A 19,481-nucleotide genomic window follows, 5' to 3' on the forward strand; every position below is an offset into this window, starting at 1 on the left:
AAAAGCATACGAGGTCCCAAAATCGCCAAGTCCAAGGAATGGCTGGAGGGCAGGGCTGCAAATGCTCATGTGTCGACGGCTCGCGTGCTTAAGGCCCATAAAAAGAAAACACCTTGAAAGGGCTGGCCCTTACGGCGACTCACTTTTTTTTCAAACGCCAAAAAAAAGTAAGCAAAAAAAGGCTCGCCCCGAGCGTCCGGCCCCTCGCTTAGGCTCGGCGTTCCTTCGTTCCGGTATTCATCTGGGGGCATCGCCTCCGGTCGGCTTCGCTTCGACCTCCTCTCGATGTGTTCGACTGCGTCGAACGGCGCTACGCGCCTACCCCCCAGATGAACACCTCCACTCAGCCTCCCGATGGGGCGGGCAAAGCAAGATCAAAATCAAAAGCTGCAGGCGAGCTAACGCTCGGCCTGTTGAGTGGTGAGAAGCGAAAGGCGTACGCCGATCCCCTGTGGGAGTGAGCCTGCTCGCGATGACGGCCTGACAGCCGACCAATCTCTTTCTGCCAAACATCCGATCCCTGTGGGAGCGAGCTTGCTCGCGAAGCTGTTGATCTTGCCGTTGCCGTTGCCGTTGCCGTTGGCTTTGGCTTTGGCTTTGGCTTTGGCTTTGGCTTTGGCTTTGGCTTTGGCTTTGGCTTTGGCTTTGGCTTTGGCTTTGGCTTTTGACGTTGATCTTGATCTTTCGCCCCTTCGGCAGGCCGAGCGGAGGTGTTCATCAGGGGGTAGGCGCGTAGCGCCGTGCGGCGAAGCCGCACACATCGAGAGGAGGTCGTCGCGAAGCAGGCCGTAGGCGATGCCCCCTGATGGACACCGTAGCGAGGGAACACTGAGCTTTAGCGAAGTGCCGTACGCCGGGGCGAAGCCTTTTGCTTACTTTTCGGCGTTTGGAAAAGTGAGTCGCTGTAAAAGCGAAACCGTAATCAGCCGTTACCGCAGCAACGGATATGTACCCCAAACCCAAAACCCAATCACCCCATCTGATACCGAATCATTCAGCACCCACCCATATCCCCCGGGTTAACAAAACATAACGTGGCGTCGATTGTCAGACCTTTCCAAACCCCGATAGGATAAGCCAGCTTCCGAAGGGGCTCTAGATTGCGTATTTCAGGACTATGCTCCAGAAAAGGCAATCCTAAAGAGCATCCCTTATGGCGCCCAGAAAGGTTGAACGACCTAACAATAATAATGGGGGAAGGTCTATGAGTGAGCCTGTCATGGGTGTGGGTATCTGCCGCCCGCCGGCATTACGCAAATTCGCGTTGCTGGCTACAGCGCTCTCGCTGTTGGGCTGTGCCGTGCTGTCGGCACCTGTGCTGGCCGCTGCTGCGCCAGCATCCGACATTGTTTATTCCGTTGAATCCGCCAAAGCCAGCAAGAGCCTGATGCTCGACGTCGTGCACGCCGGCAAGCGCCTGGTGGCGGTCGGTGATCGCGGGCACATTTTATATTCAGATGACCAGGGCGCGACCTGGACCCAAGCCAAGGTGCCGACGCGGCAACTGCTGACGTCGGTGTATTTCGTCGACGACAAACACGGTTGGGCCGTCGGCCATGATGCGCAGATCCTCGCGAGCGAGGACGGCGGCGTTACCTGGACCAAGCAATTCGAAGATTTGAAACGCGAATCTCCGCTGCTCGACGTCTGGTTCCAGGACGTCAACAGCGGCTTTGCCGTAGGCGCTTACGGCGCGTTGCTGGCCACCACCGACGGCGGCAAGAACTGGGAAGATGTCAGCGATCGTCTGGATAACGAAGACCAGTACCACCTCAACGCCATCGCCGCGGTCAAGGATTCCGGGCTGTTCATTGTCGGCGAGCAGGGCAGCATGTTCCGCTCCGCCGACTGGGGCCAGACCTGGGAGAAGCTTGAAGGTCCCTATGAGGGCTCACTGTTTGGCGTGATCGGCACCGCTCAAGCCAATACGCTGCTGGCCTACGGGCTGCGGGGCAATCTGTTTCGCTCCACCGATTTCGGTACGACCTGGGAGCCGATTGAGCTCAAGGCCGCTCGCGGTGCGCTGGAATTCGGTCTGTCCGGCGCGACGCTGCTCGACGACGGCTCCATCGTGATCGTCGGCAACGGTGGCTCGGTGATCCGCAGCAACGACAACGGCGAAACCTTCAGCGTGTTCAACCGTCCGGATCGCATTTCCGTTTCGGCAGTCACCGCAGCGGGCAACGGCAATCTGATTCTGGCAGGACAGGGTGGCGTTCGCGTCACCTCGCCAACCGGCGCAGAGAACGGAAAAAATGGGTCGTCCAAATGAGCCGGGCAAATAATAAGAAGGCGGGTCTATGACATCCTTGAGCACTCATCATCATGACAAGGCGACGTTTCTCGAACGCCTGATTTTCAACAACCGCCCGGCAGTGATCGTCATCTGCCTGCTGGTCAGTATCTTCCTGTTCTGGCAAGCGACGCTGATCCGGCCGTCCACCAGTTTCGAAAAAATGATCCCGCTCGAGCATCCGTTCATTCAAAAGATGATGGAGCATCGCAACGATCTGGCGAACCTGGGCAACACGGTGCGCATCTCGGTGGAAGCCACTGATGGCGACATCTTCTCCAAGGAGTACATGGAGACTCTGCGTCAGATCAATGACGAGGTGTTCTACATTTCCGGGGTTGACCGTTCCGGTCTCAAGTCGCTGTGGAGCCCGAGCGTACGCTGGACCGAAGTGACAGAGGAGGGCTTCGCCGGCGGTGAAGTGATTCCGCAGAGCTACAACGGCTCCCAGCAAAGCCTCGACCTGTTACGCAATAACGTGCTCAAGTCCGGTCAGGTCGGGCGTCTGGTGGCCAACGACTTCAAGTCGAGCATTGTCGATATCCCGCTGCTGGAGTCCTACCCGGACCCGCAGGACCAAGGCAAGTTGCTGGCGCTGGACTATCGCAAGTTCTCTCACGAACTCGAAGACAAGATCCGCAACAAGTTCGAAGCCCAGAACCCTAACGTGAAGATCCACATCGTCGGTTTCGCCAAGAAAGTCGGCGACCTGATCGATGGGTTGGTCATGGTGGTGATGTTCTTCGGCATCGCCTTCATCATCACGTTGATCCTGCTCTACTGGTTCACCAACTGCATGCGCAGCACCGTGGCGGTGTTGAGCACCACGCTGGTGGCGGTGGTCTGGCAGCTCGGTTTGATGCACTTCTTTGGTTTCGGGCTCGATCCCTACTCGATGCTGGTGCCGTTCCTGATCTTCGCCATCGGTATTTCCCACGGTGTGCAGAAGATCAACGGTATTGCCTTGCAGTCCAGCGAGGCAGACAACGCCTTGACTGCGGCGCGGCGCACGTTCCGTCAGCTGTTCCTGCCGGGGATGATTGCGATCCTCGCGGATGCGGTGGGTTTCATCACGCTGCTGATCATCGACATCGGCGTGATTCGTGAACTGGCCATCGGCGCGTCTATCGGCGTGGCGGTCATCGTGTTCACCAACCTGATCCTGCTGCCGGTGGCGATTTCCTACGTTGGCATCAGCAAACGCGCGGTCGAACGCAGCAAGAAAGACGCGCACCGCGAACACCCGTTCTGGCGTCTGCTGTCGAATTTTGCCAGCCCGAAAGTGGCGCCGGTGTCGGTTGTCCTGGCCTTGTTGGCCTTCAGTGGCGGCCTCTGGTACAGCCAGAACCTGAAAATCGGTGACCTGGATCAGGGCGCTCCGGAACTGCGTCCGGACTCGCGCTATAACAAGGACAACAACTTCATCATCAGCAATTACTCCACCAGTTCCGACGTGTTGGTGGTGATGGTCAAGACCAGGTCCGAAGGCTGCTCGCGCTACGAAGCCATGGCGCCGATCGACGAGCTGATGTGGAAGATGCAGAACACCGAGGGCGTGCAGTCGGCGATTTCGCTGGTGACCGTGTCCAAGCAGATGATCAAGGGCATGAACGAAGGCAACCTGAAATGGGAAACCCTGTCGCGTAACCCGGACGTGCTGAACAACTCGATCGCTCGGGCTGATGGTCTGTACAACAACAGTTGCTCCCTGGCGCCGGTACTGGTGTTCCTCAACGATCACAAGGCCGCCACGCTGGATCGCGCCGTACATGCAGTGCAGGACTTCGCCAAGGAGAACAACAAGGAAGGCCTGGAATTCATCCTCGCGGCCGGTAACGCCGGGATCGAAGCGGCCACCAACGAGGTGATCAAGGAATCAGAGCTGACCATCCTGATCCTGGTGTACATCTGCGTGGCGACCATGTGCATGATCACCTTCCGTTCATGGGCGGCGACGTTGTGTATCGTGCTGCCGCTGGTCCTGACCTCGGTACTCGGCAACGCCCTCATGGCCTTCATGGGCATCGGCGTGAAAGTCGCGACCTTGCCTGTCGTGGCACTCGGGGTGGGGATTGGCGTGGACTACGGGATCTACATCTACAGCCGCCTGGAAAGCTTCCTCCGTGCCGGTCTGCCGTTGCAAGAGGCGTACTACCAGACGCTGAAATCCACCGGTAAAGCCGTGCTGTTCACCGGCCTGTGCCTGGCGATCGGCGTGTGCACCTGGATCTTCTCGGCCATCAAGTTCCAGGCCGACATGGGCCTGATGCTGACCTTCATGCTGCTCTGGAACATGTTCGGCGCACTGTGGCTGCTACCAGCGCTGGCACGCTTCCTGATCAAACCGGAGAAACTGGCGGGGCAGAAGGGCAACTCGCTGTTCGCTCACTGATTCCAGGCTGTAATAGAAAAGCCGCAACCTCAGGGTTGCGGCTTTTTTATGGGTGCCAAGCGCGGATCAGCGTGGTTCCAAGGGTAGAAAACTTTGCTCGGCCAAGGATTTAGTGATGAATCCATGATGTATTTCGATCTTTTGTTTCGGGTCCTTGGCCTTCGCCAAGGCCGATTCATAGGTTTCGTAGCGTTGCTCCCTGGTTTTCAAGTGTGCCTGGGTGTAGTTCGCCTTGGCATCGTTGGCCTTTGCGTAGTGAAAATGACCATACCACCAGGGTTGGTTTTCACGGTTGAGCAAGACGTACTCCTGCACGAAATCCTTGCGCCCGGTTTTCAGCTGAACCCGTGCGCCAATGATTCGCGCGTAAAGTTGGTTGTGATGTTGCAGGTATTCCAATCCCTCGCTGGTGGGAGCCTGGTACAACGTCATGCGGGTGCGCAGTTCCGTCGCCTTGTTCTCCAGAACCCGGGCCTTGTCCCGCAGTTCGGTGAGAAGTGTGGCGTCTTTTTCGCCGGTTGACGGGGCGTGCTCATGGTTTTCCAGCTTGTCGGCGAAATGCATGAGCTTTTGCCCTTCACGCTGCAACTGCTCTTCGATTTCCTTGGGTGAGCTTGCACGTTGTGCGTAGCCCTCGATCTTCCTGACCTGCTCATCGACTTTCGCCAACGCTTTGCGGGCGTCGCCCTTGAGTTGCGGGTAGGGGCGGGAGGTGGCTTTGGGTTCCGGTGTTTTGGCTGCAACCATTTCGACCCAGACATCGGGCGAGTCTTCACGGAAAGACGTCAAGGGGCTGTCTTCCATAGGCCCTTTTATGTCAACGATTTCGCCGCCCTGATTGTCGGTGTTCGGGCGAACGTCGCCAATCAACATACCTTTGGACGTTTTGATCACCTTTTTCCGGCTGGCCGTGGAAGGCTTCCTGCCACCGGCTGTTCCTTTCGAAGTACCCGCTTCTTGCGTGGATGATTGCGCCTGTGCGGGTGACGACCTTTGAAGTTCATCGGCCAGGCGCTGCTCGGCATCGACGCGCAATTGCTCGATGATCTCGCGCAAGCGGTTGAATGCCGGCATATGCAACTCATCGGCGCTGAAGATTTCGATACTCCCCAGGGCGTCCTGCGCCTTGTTGTAGCGGTCGACCAGGTTGTCGAGCACAGCGATGCGGTCCGAGGATTCATAAACATGGGCAGACTGTAATTCCGCATGGGACCGGGACAGCATCACCAAGGGGTCGATGGCTGCTTCCAGGGCGGTGGTGGTGTCGCTCAGGAGTGTCTGGACGCTGAGGATTCGCAGGGTAATCAGTTGAAAAATCTTGACCCTTAGGGCTGTCAGCTCGTTTTCCGGTCGACCCTTGTTCAACTCTTCCAGCGCTTGCGCACCCAGCTGGGGGATCTGTTCAAGTTCTTGCAGCCGCTTGTCCACTTCTTCATAGGACTTGATCATGACTTCATTGATTTCGCTGGTTGTGCGTACAAAGTCGAGGTAGCGATCCCAGAGTCCTTCGTCCCCGGTAATCAGCGCCTCATAAAGTCGCCCCGCGGTGCTGAACTCAGAGGAGTTCGCGTTGGCGGCTTCACGATCATGGTCAGCCATGACAATCCGTTTACGTTCATTTTTGATGATGTTGCCCAGCAATACGCTGCGCATTTTTTCGTCGACAGGTAGGCCCGTCAAGGCGCTTTTTTCCTTGATGCCGGCGATTAGCGTTACATAGCTTTGAGTCTGGATGTCCAGCTCCTGGACGTACCGCTGGCGGAAAGTGGAGCGCTCTTGCTCAGTGCTGGAAGGGCTCTTGAGTTTCAACTGTGCCAGGTTGTCGGCAATGTCGACGCGTCTTACCGTGCGATCCTGCTGATCGAGAAAGTCCTGAAACTGCTGCTCCAGCTCCCCGATTCGCTGTTGTTGTTGCTCGCGCAACGCATCAATTCTTTTTTTGCGGCCACCGCCGAGCAGTTTCAGCCCTTGGTCCAGGGTCCATCTGCCCTGGCCATCGGACTTCAGTTTGAATCCGAGATGATCAGGATGTTCAGGGTGTACCAGATAGACCTCGCCAAATCCCGGTACGATGCTCACGCGAAAAAACAGGGCTGCGACGGTGGCGTGCCATTTGTCGTTGATTCGGTACAGCCCTTTGAATGGGCCGGAGGCAATCGGGTCTGGCAGCTTAGCCGGCCACGGAACCCGCACGGCCTTGAGTTTTTCGAACAATCGGGCCGAGGCTGAATCGCGAGCGGTGGACAGGCTGAAGTCCAGCAGGGTGTTGCCACTGCCCGGTGGCTCGGAGGGTAATCCCGGCGAAGCCTCGGTGATTTCAGCCCTGGTTGTATCGAAGGGGTGCGCGGTGGGCTGACGCAATGGGGCCAACACCTGCGCAAACTCTGGGGCAGCGTTGGGGGGGAGTGCGTTGGGGCTGGCTTCGCGAAGTGGCGCATGCAGCAGTAACAGCCCAATGTTGAGCAACACATCGACCCAGGCTTGCTCCCGCGACATGGCGTCATCGCTGTCCAGTGCTGGCAGGTCCTGGATCAGGCTATGGGTAATTTGCAGCATCCAGCCCACCAGCATGGCAGGGCCGCGCGCCAGGGGTAAAAGCAGGTTGTTGAACAGCAGCCAGCCACCTTCGAGGATGATCGCCCAGCGGCTCTCGGCATTGGACACCGATTGCCGGTCAGCCAGTTCGACCAATGCACGGGCATTACTATCGAACAATTGCATTAGCAACCGACCGTGTTCCAGCGCCGCGATCCAGTCGGCGGCGGCTTCGTTGCCTGCCAGAATCGCCGGTTTCGGCTTTTGAAGTGGTACGAAATCATCGCCAATGTGGAAGTGAGTAATGTGTGGTTCGTTGAATCCGTTGTTGTCGTAGACAGGTCGTGCACGGTCCGTCAGCCACGTCAGTACGCTGCTCTGCAATTGACCCGGTTGCGCAATGGCGCGCCACAGGGCTTGGCGGGTCGGGAATTGCTGGAGCGCCGGAACATACAGCGGCCGGTAGAGGATGTGCGGACCATCGGCGTGCAGATCACGGGGCTCGATGATGAACATGTTGCTGACCACGTCGCATTCGGCCTGTGGCTTTCTTTGGAAAGCCAGGGGGCGCAGGACAATTTCCTGCTCGTCCACGAATCGCTCAGCCGTGGTGCCGTGCATCAATGCTTCGACGTAGCGATAGCCCTGACGAGTGAAGCCTTGTTCAGCCTTGATCGCCTGTTCCAGGGCCAACATCGGCAAGTGAACGGCAAGCTCCAGGCCGAACAGTCGCTGGCGTTCCCGCGCTTGCGGGGTGTCGTCAAGCAATTGGGCCTGAATAAACTCAGGGTAGTGTTTGCCAACATTCACTCGGTTGACCAGATCCAACAGATAAGCCTCTGTGACCCAGTCTGGAATCACCAGGCCTGCGGTGTGACGGATGGTTATTCGGCCATTGGGTCTACTGGCCAGGTTATTGATTGCCAGTTGGGTCAACGACATTTTGGTCCGGTGAATATAACCGCTGCCCAAGTCGCCGACGGGTACATGGAAGGTGAGCTCCAGCTGATCGGCGTCATAGTCGGGGGCGGTGGGTCGATCTTCGCTCATCTGTTGACGCAGGGCTTTTTTGGCGAAGGTATGAAGGTCGTCGATACCTGTCTGAAACGAGCGGCCTGCCGCCTGTTGCTTGAGGCTTGCGAGGGCCAGCACCTGTTTGCGATAGGCCATGCGGTCGGTAGCTTCGGCCTTTTGCAACCACTGGGGAATCGTTTTCTGTATCAGGGGAAGGTGAGTGAGGTCTGTTCCAATGCTCGCCTGGGCGCCAATGAATCGCGTGGCCGGATCGGTGATGGCCTCGTAGCGTTTTTCCAGGTCGTCCAGGCTAGTGCGTGCCGGCAGCGTCAGCGCGGCCAGGTCATCGAGCTGTTGGTTCAGCAGCAGGGCTGCCTGGGTGTCGAAAAGGTTGCCGTCAGGTTCGTAACGTTTCCAGGCAATGGCATCGGCCATCAGGCCCGGTTCAAACCGTGTGCACCAGGCCCGCCCGAACGCCTCAAGGGACGGAAATGATTCGATGCCACCGGACACGCTACACAGCAGACGGGTTTCACCGCAGATCAGCAAAATGTCAGGACTTTGCAGGCTGACCGACAGCTGATTTTTGCTCAACGTGGTTTCGATGAAGCAGGCGTGAATCCTGCCTTTGGACCCGGGAGCCTCAAGGCGCTGCTGTTTATCGGGGTTGTTGCAGAGCTCGGTGAGGAGGTCGGCTTGCAGGCTGTTGGTTGACGAGTGGCGAACAGAGGAGGTTTTCAGCACGCCGGCCAGCAAATCAGCAATCCATTGCCAGCGACTGACGCTATTGTCGGTCGCTGCGTTCCAATAGGCACTGAGGTCTTCCTGGAAGCCGATATGAACAGTGGCGGTCAATTCAGCCATGATGCCCGCGATAATTTGCATATCAGGTTCGCGACGGCGGGTGCTATCGACCGACAGGCGCACGGGCGCTTTGTTGGTTAGAAAACACTGGCGACCGTACTGTTCGTCCAGCCGCGGTGCAGTGCCGCTCGCCAGGTAGTTGAGCGCCACGTCGAGCAACAGGGTGAGCGTCCAGCCGCCCCCGGGGAACGGCTGTGCGAGACGAGTGCGCTCGGGATCGAAATCCAGTGACGGATATTTTTCCAGCAGGCTGCTCTGGAGCAGGTGGGCGGTTACCGAGCGTAATGTCGGACGAGTGCCGAACTGTGCACTGACCGCGCGGGCTGTGACGTCGGTATACGCCGTGGTGTCCGGCGATAGAGCTGTAGGCATGATGCAATCCTTTGCATGATTGGAATCATGAGCCTACGGAACAGGCGATTGCCGGGTGCGGTAGCCGGATACCGCACCCTCATTGGTTGAACAGGGTAGTGCCCCTGACTGCCGATTACTCGGGATCAGCGCCCAGCACCGCATTCAACGCACTCCGCGCATCATCCAGCTGCACCAGCGTCGCATGCCGCGCACCCAGCGCATCCCGGTTCTCGATCGCCGTCAGAATCGCCTTGTGCCGGGGCAACGCCAGTTCATGCAGATTCGGTCGCTGATTGGAATGCTTCAAGGCTTCGGCAATCGCCACCGATAGCATGTTGCACAAGTTGGCCAGCAAGTCGTTGTGGGTTGCATCGGCAATCCGGCTATGGAAATCCAGGTCCGGTTGCAGCAGCGCTTCCGGCGTCGGCGCCGCCTCCATGCGTTGGTAGGCTTCACTGATGGAGGCGATGTCCGCGTCCGTGGCGAACTGCGCGGCGAGGGCGGCCGCGGCGGGTTCGATGATGCTGCGCACGCTGGTCAGCAAATCGAAGAATTCATTTTGTGGGCTGCTTTGCATCAGCCAGTGCAGCACATCCGGATCGAGCATGTGCCATTCCTTGCGCTGCTTGACCACCGTGCCCACTCGCGGACGGGAATACACCAGACCCTTGGCGACCAAAACCCGGGTGGCTTCGCGCAGGACTGGCCGACTGACCGCGTATTCTTCGCATAACAAGGCTTCGGCGGGCAGTTTGTCACACGGCTTGAAACGTCCGGAAACGATCTGCATGCCCAGTTCCTGGACGATGCGCGAGTGCATGCTTTTGCGGTCGGAAGGTTTGCGGTAATCCATGGGGAACGGCGCGATCCTGTGGGGTGGGGTGCCGCGCATGATAACAGGCGCGGCGAGGACGGTCGCCAGAGCAAGCACAGTCCTGAATCAGATGAAGATCAAAATGTGGGAGCGGGCTTGCTCGCGAAGAGGCCATCACATGCGACATTGTTGTTGCATAAGCTACCGCCTTCGCGAGCAAGCCCGCTCCCACAGGGGAGTTGTGGGTTTAGTGAGAGTGGCGCGGGACTTCAGAGCCACGACAGCCGACCAGGAAGTCGAAATCGCAACCCTGATCCGCCTGCAGGACATGATCGATGTACAGCTGACGATAACCGCCCACGATCAATTGCTGCGGCGGTTGCAGATCGGCCATGCGCGCCGCCAGTTCGGCGTCTGAAATGTCCAGGTGCAGACGACCGTTGGCGCAATCGAGTTCGATCCAGTCACCTTCTTTCACCGTCGCCAAAGGTCCGCCAGCGGCCGCTTCCGGGGCCACGTGCAGAACGACAGTGCCGTACGCCGTGCCGCTCATGCGCGCATCGGAAATGCGCACCATGTCCGTCACACCCTGGGCCAGCAACTTGGCGGGCAAGCCCATGTTGCCAACCTCGGCCATGCCCGGATAACCCTTCGGACCGCAGTTCTTCATCACCAGAATCGAGTTGGCATCCACCTCCAGCTCCGGATCGTTGATCCGCGCCTTGTACATGTCGAAGTTTTCGAACACCACCGCCCGCCCACGATGTTGCATTAGTTCGGCGCTGGCGGCTGAAGGTTTGAGCACCGCACCCAGTGGTGCGAGGTTGCCGCGCAACACACAGATGCCACCGTCGGCGCGGATCGGGTTGTCGAGGGTGCGGATCACTTCGTCCTGGCCATAAATCGGCGCGTCCTTGGTGTTCTCGCCGAGGGTCTTGCCATTGACGGTCAAAGCATTCGGATGCGGAATCAGGTTGGCTTCACCCAGGCGACGCAGTACCGCTGGCAGGCCACCGGCGTAGTAGAACTCTTCCATCAGGAAACGCCCGGACGGTTGCAAGTCGACGATAGTCGGCATGCCGCGACCGATGCGGGTCCAGTCATCCAGATCCAGCTCGACGCCGATGCGCCCGGCAATGGCTTTCAAATGGATCACGGCGTTGGTCGAACCACCGATGGCAGCGTTCACACGAATGGCGTTTTCGAAGGCTTCTTTGGTGAGGATTTTCGAGAGCTTCAAGTCTTCGCGAACCATCTCCACCGCGCGCATGCCGGACATGTGCGCCAGCACATAACGACGCGCATCGACCGCTGGAATCGCCGCGTTGTGGGGCAGGGAAGTGCCCAGTGCTTCAGCCATGCAGGCCATGGTCGACGCGGTGCCCATGGTGTTGCACGTGCCGGCCGAACGGGACATGCCACCTTCGGCCGCAAGGAAATCGTCAATGGTGATGGTGCCCGCTTTCACTTGCTCGCTGAGCTGCCAGACCACAGTGCCAGAGCCGATGTCCTGGCCCTTGTGTTTGCCGTTGAGCATCGGCCCGCCGGTGACGACGATCGCCGGCACGTCGCAACTGGCCGCGCCCATCAACAATGCCGGGGTGGTTTTGTCGCAGCCGGTCAGCAGCACGACGCCGTCAATCGGGTTGCCGCGAATCGCTTCTTCGACGTCCATGCTCGCCAGGTTGCGGGTGAGCATGGCGGTCGGACGCAGGTTCGATTCGCCGTTGGAGAACACCGGGAATTCCACGGGAAAGCCCCCAGCCTCGATCACTCCACGTTTGACGTGCTCCGCAATCTGGCGGAAATGCGCGTTGCACGGGGTCAGTTCCGACCAGGTGTTGCAGATGCCGATGATCGGCTTGCCGTGGAACTGGTGGTCGGCGATGCCCTGATTCTTCATCCAGCTGCGGTACATGAAGCCATTCTTGTCGGCGGTGCCAAACCATTGGGCGGAGCGCAGGGTGGGTTTCTTATCAGACATGATCGGTTCTCTTATTGTATGACTATATTGTTCGAGCTGAGGCGTAACATAAGCGCAAATTCGGCTGTTTGGAAGTGTTGTTGCTTAAATAGTATTACTATATAGTCCATTTCAACGGAGGGATTGCCCTGGCGGTTTTCCACGAGAGGCGTCCCCCGAGGTTCTATAACAACAACAATCGGAGACCGATCTCATGAGCCAGGAATTGCGGCTTATTCGTCGCATCACGCTAAAACTGATCCCCTTCCTGATCCTGCTGTACCTGATCGCCTATGTGGATCGCTCCGCCGTAGGCTTCGCCAAATTGCACATGGGCGCCGACCTCGGCATCGGTGACGCCGCTTACGGGCTGGGTGCCGGGCTGTTTTTCATTGGTTATTTCCTGCTGGAAATCCCCAGCAACCTGATGCTCGAACGCTTTGGCGCGCGGCGCTGGTTCGCGCGGATCATGGTCACCTGGGGCGCCATCACCATCGGTATGGCCTTCGTCCAGGGGCCGCACAGTTTCTATGTGATGCGTTTTCTGCTCGGCGCGGCGGAAGCCGGGTTCTTCCCGGGCGTTCTCTACTACATCACCCAATGGTTTCCGGTGCGCCATCGCGGCAAGATCCTCGGGTTGTTCATCCTTTCCCAACCCATCGCCATGTTGATCACCGGCCCGGTGTCCGGTGGTCTGCTCGGCATGGACGGCGTACTTGGCCTGCATGGCTGGCAGTGGCTGTTCATGGTCATCGGCACCCCGGCGATCCTGTTGACCTGGCCAGTGCTGCGTTGGCTGCCGGACGGTCCGAAACAGGTGAAGTGGATGGACCAGGCCGAAAAGGACTGGCTGACCGGCGAACTGAAAAAGGATCTCGAGGAATACGGCCAGACCCGCCACGGCAATCCGTTGCACGCCCTCAAGGACAAACGTGTCTTGCTGCTGGCGCTGTTCTATCTGCCGGTGACCCTGAGCATCTACGGCCTGGGTTTGTGGCTGCCGACCCTGATCAAGCAGTTCGGTGGCACGGATCTGGTGACCGGTTTCGTGTCGTCGGTGCCGTACATCTTCGGGATCATCGGGTTGCTGATCATTCCGCGCAGTTCCGACCGCTTGAATGATCGCTACGGCCACTTGGCGGTGCTTTACGTGTTGGGCGCCATCGGCCTGTTCCTCAGCGCCTGGCTGACCGTGCCGGTGCTGCAATTGGCGGCGTTGTGCCTGGTGGCCTTCGCGCTGTTTTCCTGCACCGCAGTGTTCTGGACGTTGCCGGGCCGTTTTTTTGCCGGCGCCAGTGCCGCGGCCGGAATCGCTTTGATCAATTCGGTGGGCAACCTGGGTGGCTACATCGGTCCGTTCGTGATCGGCGCGCTGAAGGAATACACCGGCAACCTGGCTTCGGGCCTGTATTTCCTTTCGGGTGTGATGGTGTTCGGGCTGGTGTTGACCGGTGTGGTCTATCGCCTGTTGGAACGCAAGCACGTGCTGCCGGCCGATCAGTTCGCTGCCAGCGCCCGGGGTGCTACCCGCACCTAAGGATTCACACCTATCAACTGTGGGAGCGGGCTTGCTCGCGAAGACGGAGTGTCAGTCGCCGGTGATGTCGGATGTGACGGCCTCTTCGCGAGCAAGCCCGCTCCCACAGGGTGCGATGCCAACTTCAAGATTGTTCACAGGAGAAGATTCATGCGTTTAGTTCAGTTCGAATTGAGTAACGGCGAGCGCCGGGTGGGCGTGGTCGAGGACGGTCTGGTGCGCGAAGTGCAGGACGCGCGCACCGTTCGCGATCTGGCGTTGGCCGCGATCGAGGCCGGCGTCAATCTTGAGCAACAGGTGAAAACCCTGGGCCTGGGCATCAGCCATGACTATGCCGAACTGCTGGCCAAGTTGCGAATCCTGCCGCCGCTGGATCACCCGGACCCGGCACACATGCTGGTCAGCGGCACAGGCCTGACCCATTTGGGCAGTGCGTCGGCCCGGGACAAGATGCATCAGCAAGTCGGCGACGAAGCCGCGATGACCGACACCATGCGCATCTTCAAATGGGGCGTGGAGGGAGGCAAACCGGTAGCGGGGCAGGCCGGTGTACAACCGGAATGGTTCTACAAGGGCGACGGCAGCATCGTCGTGCGTCCGGGCCAACCGTTCCCGTTGCCACCGTTCGCCGAAGACGCGGGGGAGGAGCCGGAACTCAGCGGGCTCTACGTCATCGGCCACGACGGCAAACCGTATCGACTCGGTTTTGCCGTGGGCAACGAGTTCTCCGATCACGTGATGGAACGCAAGAATTACCTGTACCTGGCCCACTCCAAATTGCGCAGTTGCAGTTATGGCCCGGAACTTCGGGTCGGTGAACTGCCGAAGCATCTGGCGGGCACCAGCCGCATCCTGCGCGACGGCGAAGTGCTGTGGCAGAACGAGTTTCTCAGTGGCGAGGCCAACATGTGTCACAGCCTGGAAAACCTCGAGTACCACCATTTCAAGTACAGCCAGTTCCTGCGCTCGGGCGATGTACACATTCACTTCTTCGGCACCGCGACCCTGTCCTTTGCCGATGGCATTCGCACCCAGCCGGGTGACGTGTTCGAGATCAGCCAGGCCGAGTTCGGTGCACCGTTGATCAACGGGATTGCACCGGTTGAAGCAGCGTTCGAGCCCGGCACTGTTGGCACCCTCTAAGGAGATAGGCATGACCCGAATTCTTGGTCACAACTACATCGGCGGTCAGCGCAGTGCGGCCGGTCAACTCAATCTACAGAGCATCGACGCCAGCACGGGCGAAGCGTTGCCGTTCGATTTCTCCCAGGCGACGCCGGAAGAAGTCGACGCCGCCGCCAAGGCTGCCGCCGCGGCTTACCCGGCCTATCGCAGCCTGAGCGCCGAACGTCGGGCGCAATTTCTCGACGCGATTGCCGATGAACTGGACGCGCTGAGCGATGACTTTGTGGCGCTGGTCTGCCGCGAAACCGCGCTGCCCGCCGCTCGGATTCAAGGCGAGCGCGGTCGCACCAGCGGCCAGATGCGTCTGTTCGCCAAGGTGCTGCGTCGCGGTGATTTCTACGGTGCGCGGATCGATCTGGCGTTGCCTGAGCGCAAACCGTTGCCGCGCCCGGACTTGCGTCAGTACCGCATCGGCCTCGGACCGGTGGCCGTGTTTGGTGCCAGTAACTTTCCGTTGGCGTTCTCTACGGCTGGCGGTGACACCGCGTCGGCGTTGGCCGCCGGTTGCCCGGTGGTGTTCAAGGCCCACAGCGGTCACATGGCCACAGCCGAGTTCGTGGCCGACGCGATCACCCGCGCCGCTGAGAAAACCGGCATGCCGGCCGGCGTGTTCAACATGATCTACGGCGGTGGGGTTGGCGAAGCGCTGGTCAAGCATCCGGCGATTCAGGCGGTTGGCTTTACCGGTTCGCTCAAGGGCGGCCGTGCGTTGTGTGACATGGCCGCAGCCCGTGCGCAGCCTATTCCGGTGTTCGCCGAGATGTCGAGCATCAACCCGGTAATCGTGTTGCCGCAGGCGCTGCACGTTCGCGCCGAATCGGTCGCTCGTGACCTGACTGCTTCGGTGGTCCAGGGTTGCGGTCAGTTCTGCACCAATCCCGGTTTGGTGATTGGTATTCGTTCGCCGCAATTCACCACATTCGTGCAACAGGTGGCGGGGCTGATCGGCGATCAACCGGCGCAAACCATGCTCAATGCCGGGACCCTGAGCAGCTATGGCAAAGGCCTGCAAAAACTCCTCGCTCATCCGGGCATCGAGCACCTGGCCGGCAGTGCGCAACAGGGCAATCAGGCGCAACCGCAGCTGTTCAAGGCCGATGTCAGCCTGTTGATCAATGGCGACGAAGTGCTGCAGGAAGAAGTGTTCGGCCCGACCACGGTGTTCGTCGAGGTCGCCGATCAGGCGCAACTCAGCGCCGCGTTGAACGGCCTGCACGGCCAGCTGACGGCGACGATCATTGGCGAACCGGCGGATTTTGAGCAGTTCGCTGAGCTGACGCCGTTGCTGGAACAGAAGGTCGGACGGATCCTGCTCAACGGCTATCCGACTGGCGTGGAAGTCTGCGATTCAATCGTCCACGGCGGTCCGTATCCGGCCACTTCCGATGCGCGCGGCACCTCGGTGGGTACCTTGGCCATCGACCGTTTCCTGCGCCCGGTGTGCTTCCAGAACTACCCCGACAGCTTGCTGCCGGATGCCTTGAAGAATGGCAATCCGCTGCGTATTCAGCGGTTGGTGGACGGGCTGCCGTCCCGCGACGCGCTGTAATCGCCAAGCACAACCCCCTGTGGGAGCGAGCCTGCTCGCGAATGCGGAGTGTCAGTCGATATCAACCTTGGCTGATACACCGCTTTCGCGAGCAGGCTCGCTCCCACATTTGTTCGGGGTTGTGTGTGAGTTTAGTGACCGACACGGAGTTGCTCCTGCATTGAGCTATCATTGCGTCTTTCCCATTCAAAGATTGACTGCCATGACCGCCCCAACCGACACCTTGCTCGCCACCCTCGAACACTGCGATATGGTGGAAATCGACGGGCTGCATGCCTTCGAATTCTCCCTCGATGAAGACGATAACCTGCACATCGAATGCCTGGACGGTCGTGTGTCCAAGCACTGGGAATTCACCCCGGCCGAGGTCGAGGCCGCGACCTTCGATCCAGACCTGCAAAGCTGGCTGATCACCGGCAGTTCCGGCGAGCACCGGTTGGTGTGCATGACCGCGTTCCGCGGTGATGACGATGAGGAAGAAGCGAATGAGGATGCGTAAGCTCTGGCCATTGTTGATGGCCGGCAGCGTCGGCGCGATGGGTTTTCAGGTTGCGTCGGCCGACGACTATCAGTTGCTGGTCGGTTCCTACACAGCCGGTCAGAGCCAGGGGATTTATCGCCTGAACTTCGACAGCGCTACCGGGCAGATCGACGCCAAGCCGTTGCAAGTGATCAAGAGCGAAAACCCATCCTGGCTGACCCTGTCCAAGGATCAGCGTCAGCTGTTCGTGGTCAACGAAAACGGCCCGGGACAGAGCGATCCGGTAGGGCGCGTCAGCAGTTATGCGATCGATCCGAAAACCCATGAACTGAGCCTGATCAATCAGGTGCAGAGCCTGGGCAACGAGCCGACGCATTCGGGCCTCAGCGCTGAAGCCAGTCACCTGTTTGTCAGCAACTATTCGGTGTCTGAAGATCCGGGCGGCACCCTGGCGGTGTTGCCGGTGGACGCCGATGGCAAACTCAAACCCGTGGTGCAGATGAGCAGCCATCCATCGAGCCGGGTCAATCCTGAACGGCAGATGTCGGCACACGTGCATTCCACGGTGTCCTCGCCGGACGGCCAGTATGTGTTCTCCAATGACCTGGGCGCTGACAAGATCTTTGCCTACCGCTTCGACCCCAAGGCTAACCCGGAACTGCCCTTGACCGCCGCTACACCGGCGTCCGTCCAGTTACCACCCGGCAGCGGTCCGCGTCATTTGCTGTTCAGCGCCGATGGCAAACACGCGTGGCTGACCATGGAAATGAGCGCGCAGGTTGCGGTGTTCGATTACAAGGATGGCCAACTCAAGCAAACGCAGATGGTTGAGCTGGCGGCGGGGCAACCCGTTTCGGACAAGGCAGCCGCTGCACTTCACGCGTCAAGCGATGGCAAGTTCCTCTACGTCAGCAACCGTGGCACCGCCAATCAGTTGCTGGTGTTCGCCATCGATCCTGCGACCGGGCACCTCAAGGAGCTGCAGCGCCGTTCCGTAGACGGTGATCACCCGCGCGAGTTCAGCCTCGATCCGAGTGGCAAGTTCTTGTTGATCGCCAATCAGAAAAGCAACCAGATTGTCGTCGTCGAGCGCGATTCAAAGACAGGCCTGCTGGGTAAAACCGTGCAAAAACTGCCGATGGATGCCCCGAGCGACCTCAAGTTCATGGTGCGTCAATAGGCCGCAGGCCCCGGTTGATGGGGCCTGCATCCTTCTATTAATGACGCTGATATCTGCTAATGCTACAAAAGATTTCAAGGCGCCAACCTCGAAGGTTAAGTTTGCTTCACGGCCCCACCGGGCAAGCAAGCCAACCGAATCCGAGGAACACCGCCATGAACTTCAATCTCTTCTCTGTAATCGCCGCTTCCGCAATCTCTGCCACCGTTGCGTTGCCAGCCAGCGCCAACGTTGAAATCAGCGACAAAAAATCCCACGCCCAAAGCTACACCCAGAAATACCTGCAACAGAGCGCCAACTTTTACGCGGCTCTGGATCACAAGACCCAAAGCTGAAATTTGAACCCTGCACCTTTTATGCAGGAGCGAAGTCACTTGAGTGGATCGAGCTGAAAAGCTTTGAGAAACCTGAGTGATGTCGCTCCTGCATAACGCGTTTACGACAGCATTATATTGCCATCAATGTAATGCTTGATATCACATGGCCACACGTTTAAATTTGACGCTGATTTTTTGACTCCTTCTCCTGATAAGGATCGACAGCATGGCAATGCGTCTGGCCGTGGTTCTTCTGTTTCTCTATTCCACTCCCATTCTTTCGGCTGCCCAGCCCGTTACAGACGAGCCGGATGCGGCCCGTGAACGCATGATTAGTTTTATTGAAGACTGAGATAGTTTGGTTTAATGATTAACGAAGCTGATGGTTACTATGGGTAATCCTGAGTGGTTACCACCGGTTTTTTGATCGATTCTGTGGGCATCGAAACATGCCTGCGGAGAACATCATGGCCAGCGCAATCATCACTTCTGCCAAACACGGCGCCTACCTGGCTATCGCTCTTTATGCGGTGCTGGTGCTGGTTGTCAGCCTCTCGCCACAATCGCGTCAACCGCTAGAAGCGCCGATTCAGGTCGCTCGTCCCGGCATTCAGTTTGAACACCGTTCGCAAACCGCGATGGTCGATCAGGCTGAACTCGCGGGAGTCGCCGGGGAATGAAAGGGCACAGACTTTGGGTCATCGCCTTCCTGGCGTTCATGACCAATGGATCTTCCTTGTTGGGGATCGGACAGGGCTCGGCGGGGTCGGTGGCACGGACTATCGAAGCCAATCACAACCTTGCTCGTAACATTGAAACCGCGAAGGCCTTGGGGCTGCTGGCCGGCAATCCGCCAATCGAACGCCAAAACGACTTCTTCGGGCCGTTCCACGTGGATTGCTCGGTGTTGCAGATGTGTGAAGTGTTTGCGTAAATGCCGGCAGCGATGAGGTCCATTGTGGCGAGGGAGCTTGCTCCCGTTCGGCTGCGAAGCAGTCGTGAA

14 protein-coding genes are annotated in these 19,481 nt (G+C 58.8%); 11 read left to right on the plus strand and 3 right to left on the minus strand.

The window, feature by feature from the left end:
- Positions 1–1,204 precede the first annotated feature (1,204 nt).
- The gene (locus KW848_RS00005; protein ID WP_134097110.1) at positions 1,205–2,272 is read left to right on the plus strand and encodes a YCF48-related protein; all 1,068 of its coding nucleotides are present in this window, start codon (positions 1,205–1,207) and stop codon (positions 2,270–2,272) included.
- 28 nt (positions 2,273–2,300) lie between these two features.
- Positions 2,301–4,685, plus strand: coding sequence for an RND family transporter (locus tag KW848_RS00010; RefSeq protein ID WP_192409466.1), 2,385 nt, complete (start codon positions 2,301–2,303; stop codon positions 4,683–4,685).
- 66 nt (positions 4,686–4,751) lie between these two features.
- On the opposite strand, the gene KW848_RS00015 is transcribed toward KW848_RS00010, so the two are convergent.
- From KW848_RS00015 to KW848_RS00025, 3 genes are all read right to left on the minus strand, one after another.
- Complete coding sequence (locus tag KW848_RS00015; protein WP_218534610.1) at positions 4,752–9,470, minus strand: DUF6543 domain-containing protein; 4,719 nt, start codon at positions 9,468–9,470, stop codon at positions 4,752–4,754.
- Positions 9,471–9,585: 115 nt separating this feature from the next.
- Positions 9,586–10,305 carry a FadR/GntR family transcriptional regulator gene (locus KW848_RS00020; protein WP_218534611.1) on the minus strand — a complete coding sequence of 240 codons (720 nt, stop codon included), beginning with the start codon at positions 10,303–10,305 and terminating at the stop codon, positions 9,586–9,588.
- Positions 10,306–10,513: 208 nt separating this feature from the next.
- Positions 10,514–12,250 (minus strand): IlvD/Edd family dehydratase, encoded by a 1,737-nt coding sequence (locus tag KW848_RS00025; RefSeq protein WP_218534612.1) that lies wholly within the window; start codon positions 12,248–12,250, stop codon positions 10,514–10,516.
- 193 nt (positions 12,251–12,443) lie between these two features.
- On the opposite strand from KW848_RS00025, the gene KW848_RS00030 reads away from it, so the two are divergent.
- From KW848_RS00030 to KW848_RS00065, 9 genes are all read left to right on the plus strand, one after another.
- Positions 12,444–13,766, plus strand: coding sequence for an MFS transporter (locus KW848_RS00030; protein ID WP_111452703.1), 1,323 nt, complete (start codon positions 12,444–12,446; stop codon positions 13,764–13,766).
- A gap of 150 nt (positions 13,767–13,916) precedes the next feature.
- Positions 13,917–14,909 (plus strand): AraD1 family protein, encoded by a 993-nt coding sequence (araD1, locus tag KW848_RS00035; protein WP_218534613.1) that lies wholly within the window; start codon positions 13,917–13,919, stop codon positions 14,907–14,909.
- Positions 14,910–14,919: 10 nt separating this feature from the next.
- Positions 14,920–16,500, plus strand: a complete 1,581-nt coding sequence (locus tag KW848_RS00040) for an aldehyde dehydrogenase (NADP(+)) (RefSeq protein ID WP_218534614.1) — start codon at positions 14,920–14,922, stop codon at positions 16,498–16,500.
- Positions 16,501–16,702: 202 nt separating this feature from the next.
- Positions 16,703–16,999, plus strand: a complete 297-nt coding sequence (locus KW848_RS00045; RefSeq protein ID WP_134097098.1) for a DUF5629 family protein — start codon at positions 16,703–16,705, stop codon at positions 16,997–16,999.
- Positions 16,992–18,161: a lactonase family protein gene (locus tag KW848_RS00050; RefSeq protein ID WP_218535335.1), complete on the plus strand. Its 1,170-nt coding sequence runs from the start codon at positions 16,992–16,994 to the stop codon at positions 18,159–18,161. Before KW848_RS00045 ends, KW848_RS00050 begins: the two co-directional genes overlap by 8 nt.
- Positions 18,162–18,316: 155 nt before the next feature.
- Positions 18,317–18,496, plus strand: a complete 180-nt coding sequence (locus KW848_RS00055; protein ID WP_218534615.1) for a hypothetical protein — start codon at positions 18,317–18,319, stop codon at positions 18,494–18,496.
- Between the two features lie 208 nt (positions 18,497–18,704).
- Complete coding sequence (locus tag KW848_RS31585) at positions 18,705–18,830, plus strand: hypothetical protein (RefSeq protein ID WP_256364976.1); 126 nt, start codon at positions 18,705–18,707, stop codon at positions 18,828–18,830.
- Between the two features lie 115 nt (positions 18,831–18,945).
- Positions 18,946–19,158 carry a hypothetical protein gene (locus tag KW848_RS00060; protein ID WP_218534616.1) on the plus strand — a complete coding sequence of 71 codons (213 nt, stop codon included), beginning with the start codon at positions 18,946–18,948 and terminating at the stop codon, positions 19,156–19,158.
- A complete protein-coding gene (locus KW848_RS00065) occupies positions 19,155–19,412 on the plus strand; it encodes a hypothetical protein (protein ID WP_111451551.1) in 258 nt (85 codons plus the stop codon). The genes KW848_RS00060 and KW848_RS00065 overlap by 4 nt, the downstream gene beginning before the upstream one ends.
- Positions 19,413–19,481 lie beyond the last annotated feature (69 nt).

It is taken from the genome of Pseudomonas sp. PDM25 (assembly GCF_019219045.1).
In the GTDB taxonomy this organism is placed as follows: Bacteria; Pseudomonadota; Gammaproteobacteria; order Pseudomonadales; family Pseudomonadaceae; genus Aquipseudomonas.